Source organism: Amycolatopsis sp. NPDC102522, assembly GCF_055584485.1.
This window is the reverse complement of record NZ_JBVJLY010000021.1, coordinates 65,873-78,379: the sequence shown is the minus strand read 5'-3', so window position 1 is coordinate 78,379 and position 12,507 is coordinate 65,873. Positions and strand designations below refer to the sequence as shown.

Here is a 12,507-nt window from a genome sequence, read left to right as displayed (position 1 = left end):
CAGAATGCTGGTCATGCTTGCCACGACCGAATTGGCGCTGCTTCGCCGCCTCGCGCACGAGCAATCCTCGTGCCGCGCCCCGTCCATCGTCGCCGCCGTCGTCCGCGACGGAGAACTCGTCTGGTCCGGAGGACGCGGACGCGTCGACGGCGAGACACCGGGCGCAGACACCCAGTACCGGCTCGGATCGATCACCAAGACACTCGTCGCGACGGCCGTCATGCGCTTGCGCGACGAGGGCAAGCTCGACCTCAACGACCCGCTCGAAAAGCACCTGCCGGGCACCTCCTTCGGCTCGGCCACCATCGCGCAGCTGCTCTCGCACACGTCGGGCCTGACCGCGGAATCGCCCGGATCCTGGTGGGAGCGCACGGTGGGCGCCGACTGGGACGCGCTCGTCGAAAGCCTCAAGGACGGCGCGACGCGGCTGCGGCCGGGCGCCAAGTTCCACTACAGCAACGTCGGCTACGGCGTGCTCGGCGAACTGGTCGCCCGGCACCGCGGTCAGTCGTGGCTCGACGTCGTCCGCGCCGAGATCCTCGGCCCGCTCGGCATGACCCGGACCTCGCCGCATCCGGAGGGCGCGCACGCGAGCGGGTTCGCCGTGCACCCGTTCGCCGACCTCCTCATGCCGGAGCCGTCGCCGGACGCGGGCGCGATGGCGCCCGCCGGGCAGCTGTGGTCGACGATCACCGACCTCGCCCGCTGGACGGCGTTCCTCGGCGGCCACACCGGCGGCGTGCTGAGCGAGCAGACCGTCGCGGAGATGCGCGAAATGGTCACCGTGGACGACGGCGACGCCTGGACCACCGGATTCGGTCTCGGCGTCATGCTGGTCCGCACGGAAGGCAGGCGGCTGGCCGGGCACACCGGGTCGATGCCGGGCTTCCTCGCCTGCTCCCTGGTCGACGCGAACGCCGGCATCGGCGCGCTCGTGCTGACGAACTCGACGGCGGGCGTCGGCATCACGCAGCTCTGCCTCGACCTGATGAACCTGACCGAACAGCACGAGCCGTCGATGCCCACCGAGTGGCTTCCGTCCACTGTGGACCCGAAGCTGCTGGAGCTGACCGGGTTGTGGCACTGGGGCCCGACGCCGTACCACCTGCGGCTGCTCCCGGACGGCCTGTTCTCGCTCGCGCCGTCCGACGGCCCCGGCCGCGCGTCGAGGTTCGCTCCTGTCGGCGAAGACACCTGGGTCGGTCTCGACGCCTACTACGCGGGCGAAACGCTCCGGGTCGGACGGGACGCGGCCGGGAAGCCGAACCACCTCGACCTCGCGACGTTCATCTTCTCGCGGACGCCGTTCGACCCGGCCGCGCCCATCCCCGGCGGTGTCGACCCCGAGGGCTGGCGCTAGCGGAAGCGGAAGGCTGCGGTCGTGAACTCGCGGCCGCCGTCGGCGCACACCAGGACATCGCCGTAGTGGGCGTCGCCGACGACCCACATCCGGCGCGGTCCGCACAGCGACTCGGCGAGTTCGCCAGGGCAGTGCTCGATGGCGAACTTCGCCGGGTCGCCGCCGAGGACGGCCCAGCCGCGCGCGGTGTCCGCGTCCGGGTCCAACGTGGCGGTGGCCAGCGTCCACGGTCCGAACACGACGTCGAGAACGCCTCGACGACGCCGGATCGTGAACCGCAGCGCGGTCCACCACTGGCGGATCCCCGGCGAGGAGATCTCGCCGGGGAGGTCGCCGTGCACCCAGCGCGGCAGGCCGGGGACGAAGACGAGCACGAGTGTCGCCACGAAACCGACGATCGCGCCGATGGTGGCCGTGTCGCCCCAGTCGCCGAAGATCCAGTGCACGACGAACACGAGGAAGTACAGGAACAGGAAGCCCCAGCGCGGGCCCCACGGATCGGGCATCAAGCAGCCGGGGTGTGCCCGACGGCCGCGCCGACGCCCTCGATGAACTTCTTCGCGATGCGCTTGCCCTCGCCCCAGTCGACGAAGCCGAACTTGAGGCTCGTCTGGATCGCCAGCCCTGCGCCGTCCGGTGTCCGCTCGACCTTCACGGTGACCGTCTGTCCGTAGCTGAAGAAGCCCATGCTGGTCGAGAAGGTGACATAGCCCGCGGCCGCGTCGTAGAAGGGGTTCTTCCCCTTGGCCGCGGTGACCCCGTTCGGGAGGGCTTGCCACAACGCCTCGGGGGGCAGGGGGAATCGTTCGTGCACTGTCGCCATGAGGCGAGAAGCTACCCGGCGGTCGGCATCGACGGGAGGGAGATCGCCGATCCCACATATCGGACACGCGGCACCGACTGTCAGCAGGCCCGTCTCGACCTGAGAGACTGGGCGCATGACCGACGCACCTGAGTTGACCCTCCCCGCGGACCTGAAGCCTGCCGATGGCCGCTTCGGCTGCGGACCGTCCAAGGTCCGTGACGAACAGCTCGCCAACCTGGCGAAATCCGGTGCCACCTACCTCGGCACCTCGCACCGGCAGAAGCCGGTGAAGTCCCTCGTCGGCCGCGTGCGTGCCGGTCTGTCCGAATTGTTCTCCCTGCCCGAAGGCTACGAAGTGGTCCTCGGCAATGGCGGGACGACCGCATTCTGGGACGCCGCCGCGTTCGGGCTCGTGCGGGAACGCTCGCAGCACTTCACCTACGGCGAGTTCTCCTCGAAGTTCGCCACGGTGACCAAGGGCGCCCCGTTCCTCGCCGACCCGATCGTCGTCAAGGCCGACCCGGGCAGCGCGCCCGAGATCGCCTACGAAGCCGGTGCCGACCTGGTCGGCTGGGCGCACAACGAGACCTCGACCGGTGTCGCGGTTCCGGTCCGCCGCCCCGAAAACCTCACAGCCGGCGATGACGCGTTGATCGCCATCGACGCCACCTCCGGCGCGGGCGGTCTGCCGGTCAAGGCCGAGGACTTCGACGTCTACTACTTCGCGCCCCAGAAGTCCTTCGCCTCCGACGGTGGCCTCTGGATCGCGCTGGCCTCGCCCGCCGCGGTCGAGCGCATCGGCGAGATCGGCGCGAGCGACCGCTGGATCCCCGAGTTCCTGTCGCTGACCACCGCGCTCGACAACTCCCGCAAGGACCAGACGTACAACACCCCGGCGGTGTCGACGCTGTTCCTGCTGGCCGACCAGATCGAGTGGATGAACTCGAACGGCGGTCTGGAGTGGACCACCGGGCGCACGCGCGACTCGTCGACCCGGCTGTACGAATGGGCCGAGAAGACCTCGTATACGACGCCGTTCGTCAGTGACCCGTCGCTGCGCTCGCAGGTCGTCGGCACCGTCGACTTCGCCGACGAGGTGGACGCCGCCGCGGTGGCGAAGGTGCTGCGCGCCAACGGGATCGTCGACACCGAGCCGTACCGGAAGCTCGGCCGCAACCAGCTGCGCGTCGGCCTGTTCCCGGCGATCGACCCGGACGACATCACGAAGCTGACCCAGAGCATCGAGTACGTCGTCGAGCGCCTGGGCTGAGCTAGCTTTCCGTGAAGGACCCCTTCATTGCGCTAGACGCAATGAAGGGGTCCTTCACGTATTTAGGAAAGATCGCGGCCAGCACCAGCAGCAGAAGGCCGTACAGCACAAAGGATTCCGTCGCCAGCCACCAGCCGAAGCTCCCGGCGGGCCGCGGCGCGAGCCACATCGGCGCGACGACGAACAACGCCGCCGTCACCACCGCGAGCGCGTACGAAACGACCGTTCGCAGCCAGACCAGCAACACCAGCAGAGGCACGCACCAGATCCAGTGGTGCGTCCAGGTCACCGGCGAGACCAGCAGGCCACCGATCGCGCACGCGGTCAGCGCGAACACCGGCTCCGCGACGCGCACGATCACGAACGCGGTCAGCGCGACCACCGCGACCGCGGCCAGCATCCAGACGATCTCCTCCGCCGAGCCGAGGCCGAACCGCGCCAGCATCCCGCGCAGCGACTGGTTGCCGACGTAGCCGCGGTCACCGATGCGGCTGGTGTCGAAGAGGACGTTCGTCCAGAACTTCGCCGACGCGCCTGGCGCGAACGCGAACATCAGCAGGCCCGCACCGAGGAACCCGGCCACGACCCGGGCCGAGGAGCGGAAGTCCTTGCGGAACAAGAAGAACAGGATGAAGAACGCCGGGGTCAGCTTGATCGCCGCGGCGACGCCGATCAGCAGGCCCTTCGTGCGGGCGCGTCCCGGCAGGAGGGCGTCGAGTACGACCATCAGCATCAGCAGGGTGTTGATCTGGCCGAAGCCGAGCGTCGACCGGACCGGTTCCATGAGCCCGCCGGCGGCCTGCGCCCCGATCGCCGCCAGTACGGCGACGGCGCGGCCTCGGACAGCGGAACGGTCGGTGAGCGAGCCGTTCAGCGTCGCGACGAAGAGGTACACGACGACGCCGCCCGCGATGATCGACGCGAGCCCGACCAGCCTCGTCGCCAGCGCCGTGGACAGCAGCGTGCCGGGCAGGAACACCGCCGCCGCGAACGGCGTGTAGGTGAACGGCAGCCAGCCGCCGTGCGTCTGCACCCACGTGCCGTACAGGTCGCCCGAGTCGAGGAGCAGCCGGGAGCCGCCGACGTAGACCTCGAGGTCCTGGCCGTCGAACACCTTCATCGTGAACAGCACGCCGACCACGACGACTTCGAGCGCGATCAGCGCCCCCGCGAGTTTCCGCCCCGACAATCCCACCAGCACCCGGCGAGGCTACCCACCGCTACTCCGCGAGCAGTCCTCTGGATGCGGTAGTCGGCAGCACGAACCACCGCATCCAGAGGACGAAACGCGAGCTAGGCGAGGGCCTGGGTCGGCGGGAGCCGGGCCGCGCGCATCGCCGGATAGGCACCGGCGACGGCACCGACCAGCGCCGAGACCCCGACCCCGCCGAGCAGGGCGCCGACGGGAAGCACCGCCGGCCAGCCCTGGCTCAGCGCGTACCCGGACGTCACGAGGACGCCGACCAGCACCCCGGCGATCCCGCCGAGCCCGGACAACAGCACCGACTCGGCCAAGAACTGGCCTCTCACCTGCCGTTTCGTCGCCCCGAGCGCGCGGCGGAGGCCGATCTCCCGGCGCCGCTCCAGCACCGAGATCACCATCGTGTTGGCCACCCCGACGCCGCCGACCAGCAACGCCACACCGCCGAGCCCGAGGAACAGCGCGCTGTAGGTGTTCTCCGTCAGCTTCTGCGCCTCCAGCGCCTCCGACGGACGCCGCACCTCGACCTCGTTCGGTGCCTGCGGGTTCATCGTCTGCGCGAGCACCGAGCGGACGTTCTCGACCTGCGCGTCCTTCGCCCGCACGTACACGTTGGTCGGATGCCCCTTGAAGCCGAGCAGCCGTACAGCCGCGTCCCAGCCGACCAGCGCCGAGCGCTCGATCTCGGGCGCCAGCGGCGTCGGCCCGAGGATCCCGCCCACGGTGAACCACTTGCCGCCGATGAACACCTGCGGCGGTTTCGCCTGGTCGATGTGGTCGATCCCGAGCCGTGCGGCCGCGACCGAACCCAGCACGACGACCGGGTAGTCACGGGTCGCGCCCCGCAGGAACTGGCCGTCGCGAACGGCGCCACCGATGACGTCGAGCAGCTCCGGCGTCGCCGCGAAGACCGACAGGCCGGACGTCTCGTCCTTGCCGATCTTGTCCGTCCGGCGGACGGACGCCCCGGTGGCGCCGGTCGCGGACGCCGCCGTCACCGGGGCGATCCGCTTCGCCATCGGCACCGCGCTGTCGGGCAAGGTCGCGTCGCCGCCGAACATCGTCTTGCCCGGCCCCGCCGAAAGCAGGTTGGTGCCGAGCGCGGCCAGCTGGTCTTGCAGCGCCTTCGCGCCCGACGCCGGGATCGCGAGCACCGCCACCATCGCGGCGATCCCGATCCCGATGCCGAGCGCGGACAGCACCGCGCGCATCGGCCGCGTCCGCATCCCGTGCGCGCCGAGGTTCAGCACGTCACGCGGGCCGAGCCGGGCCGGATCCGGCGTCTTGTCGAGCACGGGCGCGCTCACACCAGCACCCCCGTCCCGGTATCGAGCCGGATCCGGCCGTCCCGCAGCTCGATCCGCCGCGGGATGCCCGCCGCGATCTCCCGGTCGTGCGTGATGATCACGACCGTCGTCCCCTGCGAACTCAACGTGGCGAGCAGGTTGAGGATCGCCGCGCCGTTGCCCGTGTCGAGGTTCCCCGTCGGCTCGTCGGCCAGCAGGATCGACGGCGAGTTGACGACCGCCCTCGCGATCGCCACCCGCTGCCGTTCACCGCCGGAGAGCTCGTTCGGGAAATGACTCGCCCGGTGCGCGAGGCCGACCCTGTCGAGCGCGGCCAGCGCCTGCTCGTGCCGTTTCCGCCGCGGCACCCCCGCGTACAGCAGCCCCGTCGCGACGTTGTCGACCGCGCTCACCCCCTCACTGAGGAAGAACTGCTGGAACACGAAGCCGATCCACCGTGACCGCAACGCGGAAAGCTTGCGGTCCGGCAGCTTCGCGACGTCGTGCCCGCGCAGTTCGATGACACCGTTGGTCGGCCGGTCCAGCGTGCCCATCAGCTGCAGGAGCGTGGACTTGCCGGAACCGGACGGCCCGAGGATGGCGACCATTTCTCTGTCCTCAATGGACAGTGTCACCTCGTGCAGGGCGCGCACGCCGCCGGGATAGGTGCGCGAGGCGTTGCGCACGGCCAGCACCGGGGTCATGACGTCGTCACCACCCGAATCCCGGCGGCGAGGCCGGTTCCGGTGACTTCGACGCGACCGTTGCTGAACAGGCCGGTCTTCACAGCGATGAGACGCCGTTTGCCGCCTTCGTCGACCTCGACGGCGTAGCCGCCCTCGGCGAGCGCGAGCAGCGCCCCGACCGGCACCGCCAACACTCCACTGTGGACTTCCTTGGTGAACCGCACCGAGACCGGCGTCGAATCGAGCGACCCCGCCGCGGCCGGATCGTCCAGCTTGATCTTCACCTTGATCTTCGGCTTGCCGTCGTCCTGCCCGGCGGCGTCCTTGCCGGTCTCCGCGACCTTGCCGACCTCGGTGATCACGCCGTTGGTGGACTTGCCACCGGTGATGTCGACCCCGACCTTGTCCCCCTGTTTGGCGATGGACTGCTTGGCGGCGTCGAGCTTGACTTCGACGAGACGCTCGGTGCCGGTGTACTTCAGCAGGTCGCCGCCGCCGGGACCGCCGAGCTGCGCGGCGAGCTGCGAAACCCGGATCTCGCCCGGCGCGAGGACGACGTCGCCTTGGCCGAAGGCACCGGTCTGCTCGACCCCCAGCGACTTCTGCCACTTCTTGATCGCGGCGGCGGTGGCCGAGGTGAACTTCTTGTCGGGCGTGCCGAACCCGCCGAAACCGAGCGCCTTCAGGTTCTCTTCCAGCTGCTTGACGTCCGGTCCGTCCGTGGCCCCGTCCGCGAGGTCACGGAAGAACGGCAGCGCGCCGTAGAACAACGGGACCGGTTTGGCGTCGACGCCGTAGACCGCCTTGCCGCGCGTGAGCACGGCGCCCGGGTCCGGCAGGGACGTGATGGTGCCCTGCTTCCGGCCGGCGAGGGCGCTTTCCGCGCCGTAGCCGAGCGTTCCGTTCGCCTCTTCTTCCTCCTGCAGGTCGGTCTTCTCGACCTTCGCGGTCTCGACCGGCGGCGGTGCCTGCCCGACCTGCTGCGCCTCCGACGTGACCCTGGTCAGCACGACCACCGACATCGTCCCGACCAGGACGACGAGGACCGCCGCGATGATGAACCAGCGCGCCCGGCGCGAACGCCGGGCGCCGCCGGGTCCTTCGTGTTCGCTCATTTCGCCGGGGCCGCCCTCATGCTCATGCCGAGACCGCAGGCCTTCGCCGCTTCTTCGAACTTCTTCGGGTCACCGCTCGCGTCGCCCAGCGCGATGGCCGCGCCGCCCTTGCCCGCGGGCTCGGGGTCCGGGAAGTCGATGCCGTGGTCGCGCATGCACTTGGCTTCCTTGCGCATCTTGTCGAGCTCTTCCGGCGTGGGCGGCTTGATCTCGCCGCCGTTCGGCAGCAGCTTGCGGCACGCCTCGTCCGCCGCCTTCATCTTTTTCTCGTCGATCCCGCCGCCCTCGACCGCCTCGAAGGTGACCGTGTCCTGGCCGTTGGCGTCCCTCTTGGGGTCGGGCATGTTGACCCCGTGCTCGCGCATGCACTTCGCGAAGTTGCGCCTCTTGTCCTCATCGGACACGTTGTCGGCCTGCTGCCCGTCGGCGGCGCCCGCGCTCGGCGGCGACGAGATCGAGGCGACCTTGTCGCCGCCGTCCCCGCCGCCGCAACCGGCCACCAGCGCGAAGACCGCTCCGGCGATCAGTACCGCCATCGGTCGTTTCCGCATCGCTGCTCCTTCGGTCGTCTTGACGACCCGATTTCTACGGAGACGGCGATTCCGGCGCGGTAAGCGAAGTCGCTTATACGGCGCTTACAGTCCCAACCAGCGGAACAGAGATCGGATGTATCTAGCCTCTTTACGGGTGAACTAGCACCCTGGCGAGCCTTTCGGAGGTTCACATCGGATCTCTGGCTTCTTAGAGTCCTCGACGTCCACACCTCAGCGAGGAGGAGTGCATGAATCGCCGCAAGCCACTCCGGGCCCTGGCGGCCCTCGTCATCGCGACCACCGCACTGGGCGTCCTGCCCGCCGTCACGGAGGCCGCGCCACTCCCGTCGGATCACGCCTACGACGACCCGTTCACCGCCGACCGGACGCGCTGGTGGCGCGACGACCGGTTCGGCCAGTTCATCCATTTCGGCGCGTACTCCCAGCTGCAAGGGAAGTACACCCGCCCTGATGGAAGCGTTTGCCAGGACGCCGAATGGATCCAGCGGAACTGTCAGATCCCGCGCGCCGAATACGAGCAGATGGCCGCGAAGTTCAACCCCTCCGGCTTCGACGCGAACGCCATCGCGCAGACGGCCAAGGACGCCGGGCAGAAGTACGTGGTGATCACCTCGAAACACCACGAGGGTTACGCGATGTGGCCGACGAAGGTCAACAAGTTCAACCTTCGCGACCATTCGTCGTTCGACAAGAACCGCGACATCCTCGCCGAACTGAAACGCGCGACGGCCGCGCGGGACGTCAAACTCGGCTTCTACTACTCGATCTGGGATTGGCACGATCCCGACTTCCCGGATCCGGCGACGTTCCCGAAGTACAAGGAGCGGATGTACGCCCAGCTCAAGGAACTCGTCGACAACTACCACCCGGCCGTACTGTGGTTCGACGGCGAATGGAGCACCGACCGGCCCAACAATCCTTGGTCCGAAAAGGACGGTGAGGAGCTGGAGGCCTACGTCCGAAGCCTCGATCCGTCCATTGTGGTCAACAACCGCGTCGGCAAACGCCGGGTGGTCGACGGCGACACGGGAACGCCCGAACAGGAGATCCCGGACAAACCTGTCGACGGGCAGCTGTGGGAATCGTGCATGACCCTCAACGGCAGCTGGGGCTACACCGAATGGGACCACAACTGGAAGTCCGCGGCGGATCTGACCAGGAAACTGCTCTCGATCGCCGGCCGCAGCGGCAATTTCCTGCTCAACGTCGGCCCCGATCGCAACGGCCGGGTGCCGCAGGAATCCGTCGACAGGCTGAAGCAGATGGGACAGTGGCTGCGGACGGCCAAGCAGTCCTCCGCGGTCTACGGAGCAGGCGCGCCAGGACTCGTCGCGGAACCGGGCTGGGGTGTCGTCAGCCGCCGCGACAACAAGCTTTACGCGTCGGTGTTCGATTGGCCCGCTTCGGGCGGCTCACTGACACTCGACGCGTTGGCGCCATTCCGAGTCCGCGACGCGCGGGTGCTCGGCAGCGGACAACGGGTGAAGGTCGAGCAGACGTCCGGAAGCGTGAAACTCACGCCGTCGGGCGGCCGGACGAACGACGTCGCGACCGTCATCGAGCTGAGCGTCGACCCCCTGCCGCAGGCACCCGCCGGACGCGGCACCGGGCTGACCGCCGAGTACTGGCCGAACGCGGACTTCACCGGGACACCGTCGGTGCGCCGTGTCGAGCCGGGCGTGAACCACAACTGGAAGTTCACCGGCTCCCCCGACGCGAAGATCCCGGCGGAGAGCTTCTCGTCGCGCTGGAGCGGCCGGGTCACCGCGCGGGATACCGGGAAGTACACGTTCACCACGGTTTCGGACGACACCGTGCGGCTGTGGGTCGACGGGAAACTCCTGATCGACAACACCACCCCACACGGGCCGAGTGTCGACAAAGCGACTCTGGACCTGGTCGCCGGGAGGTCGTACGCGATCCGGCTCGAACAGACCGAACGCGGCGGTGAGGCGTCGATGAAGCTGCTGTGGTCCAGCCCGAACACTCCCCAGCAGGTGATCCCCGCACGGCAGTTGCAGCCAGCCGGATGACGCGTGCTTGAAGCCGTAACTCGCGTGCTCAAGGCCGTAACTCGCGTGCTTGAAGCCGGATCACGCGAGTTCCGGCTTCAAACACGCGAGTTCCGGCTTCAAGCACGCGAGTTACGGCTTCAAACACGTCACCCGGTCGGCTGATCCACGCTTATCCCGCGCTTACCCCCCTCCGGGGCAGACTGACCTGGTGAGAGTGCTGGTAGTGGAAGATGAGCGGCTCCTGGCGGACACGATCGCCGAGGGCCTGCGACGGTTCTCCATGGCCGTCGACGTCTGCTACGACGGCGCGCAGGCCCTGGACCGGGTGGGGGTGCACGGCTACGACGTCGTCGTGCTCGACAGGGATCTTCCCGTCGTGCACGGCGACGAGGTCTGCGCCGCGGTACTGAGGACGGGCGGCGAGGCGCGGGTCCTCATGTTGACGGCCGCCGCCGACGTCAACGACCGGGTCGCCGGGCTCGGCCTCGGCGCCGACGACTACCTGACGAAGCCGTTCGCTTTCGCCGAACTCGTCGCGCGGGTGCAGGCGCTGTCGCGTCGGGCACGGCCGGCGCTGCCGCCGGTGCTGGAGCGCGGCGGTGTCGTCCTCGACCTGCCCCGGCATCAGGCGTCGCGTGACGGCCGGTTCCTTCCCTTGTCCCCCAAGGAATTCGCGGTACTGGAGGTGCTGATGCGCGCCGAAGGGACCGTGGTCAGCGCGGAGGAACTGCTGGAGAAGGCGTGGGACGAGCACGCCGACCCGTTCACGAACGCCGTCCGGGTGGCGATGATGACGTTGCGGCGCAAACTCGGCGAACCGCCGCTGATCGAGACCGTGCCCGGCGCCGGTTACCGGTTCGGGTCGTGAAACCGCTCCGGATCTCCGTCCGCACCAAGCTGACGGCGCTCTACGGCGGGGCGTTCCTGATCGTCGGGCTCGCGTTGCTGATCGTCAACTACCTGCTGGTGAGTTCGAAGCTGCCGGACACGGCCGCCTTCGCCGACACCGCCGCGGGCATCTCGGTCCAGCGCACCCAGGCGTATCCGCTGGACACGGCGACCATCCTGCCCGTCGAGCGCGCCCAGGCGTCGCAGCTGGTCGCGACTTCGATCACCGAATACCGCTCGGACGTCCTGTCGACGCTGCTGTGGCAATCGCTGGTGGCGCTGACGATCGCGGGCGCGCTCGCGGTGCTGCTCGGCTGGCTGATGGCGAGCCGGGTGCTGCGGCCGCTGCACGCGATCACCTCGACCGCGCGGAAACTCGAAGTGGAGAACCTCGACCGGCGGATCGACCTCGACGGCCCCGACGACGAACTCAAGGAACTCGCGGACACCTTCGACGGCATGCTCGACAGGCTCGCCGTGTCGTTCGACAGCCAGAAACGCTTCGTCGCCAACGCCTCCCACGAGCTCCGGACCCCGCTCGCCGTGCAGCGCACCCTGGTCGAGGTGGCGATGGCCGATCCCGACGTCAGCCCGGAGGTCCGGAAACTCGGCGAACACCTGATCTACACCAACGAACGCAGCGAACGGATGATCGAGGGCCTGCTCGTGCTCGCCCGCAGCGATCGCGGCCTGGCCGCGCGCAGCCCCGTGCGGCTGGACGAGATCGCGGCGACGGTGATCCGGTCGGCGTCGGCCATGGCCGAGGAAGCGGGCGTCACGGTCGAATCGCGGTTGCGGCCGCGGACGGTGTCCGGCGACCCCGTGCTGCTGGAACGGCTGGTCACGAACCTCGTGCACAACGCCATCACCTACAACCGCAAGGGCGGCTGGATCCACATCGACGTCGGCGGCGATCCGGCGCTGGTGGTGCGCAACACCGGTCCGCAGGTGCCGTTGGACGCGGTGCCCGCGCTGTTCGAGCCGTTCCGGCGGCTCTCGGGCGACCGGACCGGGGACTCGCGCAACGCCGGGCTCGGGCTGTCGATCGTCCGGTCCATCGCGACGGCGCACGCCGGGACAGCGGGCGCGGAACCCGGCGGCCGGGGCGGCGGACTGGTCGTCCGGGTGCGGCTGCCTTAGATTCCCCCGATCGTGACGGTGTGTGTCCGGCGAGTCACTCTGCGAGCCGCAGATTGCTCCAGCAGAATGCACTTGCGGTCATGAACAAAATAGTGAGCAGGACACATGACATCGGCGCGCCTCACACGTCAAGGCGACGCGCCGTTTTAACGTGGACACCCACAAAGGTGAAGAATCGGGGAGGCGA

At 69.1% G+C, this 12,507-nt stretch carries 12 protein-coding genes; 5 read left to right on the top strand and 7 right to left on the bottom strand.

Annotation, left to right across the window (positions count from 1 at the left end; translation table 11 throughout):
• Positions 1-13 precede the first annotated feature (13 nt).
• Positions 14-1,360 carry a serine hydrolase domain-containing protein gene (locus ACZ6YV_RS34440; RefSeq protein WP_465513584.1) on the top strand — a complete coding sequence of 449 codons (1,347 nt, stop codon included), beginning with the start codon at positions 14-16 and terminating at the stop codon, positions 1,358-1,360.
• On the opposite strand, the gene ACZ6YV_RS34435 is transcribed toward ACZ6YV_RS34440, so the two are convergent.
• Positions 1,357-1,866, bottom strand: a complete 510-nt coding sequence (locus ACZ6YV_RS34435; protein WP_465513583.1) for a hypothetical protein — start codon at positions 1,864-1,866, stop codon at positions 1,357-1,359. The two genes, ACZ6YV_RS34440 and ACZ6YV_RS34435, sit on opposite strands and share 4 nt — an antisense overlap.
• Positions 1,866-2,183 carry a hypothetical protein gene (locus ACZ6YV_RS34430; RefSeq protein WP_465513582.1) on the bottom strand — a complete coding sequence of 106 codons (318 nt, stop codon included), beginning with the start codon at positions 2,181-2,183 and terminating at the stop codon, positions 1,866-1,868. Before ACZ6YV_RS34430 ends, ACZ6YV_RS34435 begins: the two co-directional genes overlap by 1 nt.
• A 115-nt stretch (positions 2,184-2,298) precedes the next feature.
• Between ACZ6YV_RS34430 and serC the strand changes: the two genes are divergently transcribed.
• The gene (serC, locus tag ACZ6YV_RS34425) at positions 2,299-3,435 is read left to right on the top strand and encodes a phosphoserine transaminase (RefSeq protein WP_465513581.1); all 1,137 of its coding nucleotides are present in this window, start codon (positions 2,299-2,301) and stop codon (positions 3,433-3,435) included.
• 1 nt (position 3,436) lies between these two features.
• Here the strand turns inward: serC and ACZ6YV_RS34420 are convergent, their stop codons facing one another.
• The 5 genes from ACZ6YV_RS34420 to ACZ6YV_RS34400 all read right to left on the bottom strand — a co-directional run bounded on the left by ACZ6YV_RS34420 (position 3,437) and on the right by ACZ6YV_RS34400 (position 8,274).
• A complete protein-coding gene (locus ACZ6YV_RS34420) occupies positions 3,437-4,636 on the bottom strand; it encodes a glycosyltransferase 87 family protein (RefSeq protein ID WP_465513580.1) in 1,200 nt (399 codons plus the stop codon).
• A 92-nt stretch (positions 4,637-4,728) separates the two neighbouring features.
• On the bottom strand, positions 4,729-5,943 hold the full coding sequence (locus ACZ6YV_RS34415; RefSeq protein WP_465513579.1) for an ABC transporter permease: 1,215 nt from the start codon (positions 5,941-5,943) through the stop codon (positions 4,729-4,731).
• Positions 5,940-6,626: an ABC transporter ATP-binding protein gene (locus ACZ6YV_RS34410; RefSeq protein WP_465513578.1), complete on the bottom strand. Its 687-nt coding sequence runs from the start codon at positions 6,624-6,626 to the stop codon at positions 5,940-5,942. The genes ACZ6YV_RS34415 and ACZ6YV_RS34410 overlap by 4 nt, the downstream gene beginning before the upstream one ends.
• The gene (locus ACZ6YV_RS34405; protein WP_465513577.1) at positions 6,623-7,723 is read right to left on the bottom strand and encodes a peptidoglycan-binding protein; all 1,101 of its coding nucleotides are present in this window, start codon (positions 7,721-7,723) and stop codon (positions 6,623-6,625) included. The genes ACZ6YV_RS34410 and ACZ6YV_RS34405 overlap by 4 nt, the downstream gene beginning before the upstream one ends.
• Positions 7,720-8,274 (bottom strand): hypothetical protein, encoded by a 555-nt coding sequence (locus ACZ6YV_RS34400; protein ID WP_465513576.1) that lies wholly within the window; start codon positions 8,272-8,274, stop codon positions 7,720-7,722. The genes ACZ6YV_RS34405 and ACZ6YV_RS34400 overlap by 4 nt, the downstream gene beginning before the upstream one ends.
• Before the next feature lie 230 nt (positions 8,275-8,504).
• Between ACZ6YV_RS34400 and ACZ6YV_RS34395 the strand changes: the two genes are divergently transcribed.
• The 3 genes from ACZ6YV_RS34395 (at position 8,505) to ACZ6YV_RS34385 (ending at position 12,320) form a co-directional block, all read left to right on the top strand.
• Positions 8,505-10,310 (top strand): alpha-L-fucosidase, encoded by a 1,806-nt coding sequence (locus ACZ6YV_RS34395; protein WP_465513575.1) that lies wholly within the window; start codon positions 8,505-8,507, stop codon positions 10,308-10,310.
• A 190-nt stretch (positions 10,311-10,500) separates the two neighbouring features.
• Complete coding sequence (locus ACZ6YV_RS34390) at positions 10,501-11,160, top strand: response regulator transcription factor (protein WP_465513574.1); 660 nt, start codon at positions 10,501-10,503, stop codon at positions 11,158-11,160.
• Positions 11,157-12,320: an ATP-binding protein gene (locus ACZ6YV_RS34385; RefSeq protein WP_465513573.1), complete on the top strand. Its 1,164-nt coding sequence runs from the start codon at positions 11,157-11,159 to the stop codon at positions 12,318-12,320. Before ACZ6YV_RS34390 ends, ACZ6YV_RS34385 begins: the two co-directional genes overlap by 4 nt.
• Positions 12,321-12,507 lie beyond the last annotated feature (187 nt).

Bases quoted from the DNA above. Each gene is read 5' to 3' on its own strand.
- ACZ6YV_RS34400 (WP_465513576.1), bottom strand. From the start codon at position 8,274: ATGCGGAAACGACCGATGGCGGTACTGATCGCCGGAGCGGTCTTCGCG.
- ACZ6YV_RS34440 (WP_465513584.1), top strand. From the start codon at position 14: ATGCTTGCCACGACCGAATTGGCGCTGCTTCGCCGCCTCGCGCACGAG.
- ACZ6YV_RS34430 (WP_465513582.1), bottom strand. From the start codon at position 2,183: ATGGCGACAGTGCACGAACGATTCCCCCTGCCCCCCGAGGCGTTGTGG.
- ACZ6YV_RS34405 (WP_465513577.1), bottom strand. From the start codon at position 7,723: ATGAGCGAACACGAAGGACCCGGCGGCGCCCGGCGTTCGCGCCGGGCG.
- serC (WP_465513581.1), top strand. From the start codon at position 2,299: ATGACCGACGCACCTGAGTTGACCCTCCCCGCGGACCTGAAGCCTGCC.
- ACZ6YV_RS34395 (WP_465513575.1), top strand. From the start codon at position 8,505: ATGAATCGCCGCAAGCCACTCCGGGCCCTGGCGGCCCTCGTCATCGCG.
- ACZ6YV_RS34410 (WP_465513578.1), bottom strand. From the start codon at position 6,626: ATGACCCCGGTGCTGGCCGTGCGCAACGCCTCGCGCACCTATCCCGGC.
- ACZ6YV_RS34435 (WP_465513583.1), bottom strand. From the start codon at position 1,866: ATGCCCGATCCGTGGGGCCCGCGCTGGGGCTTCCTGTTCCTGTACTTC.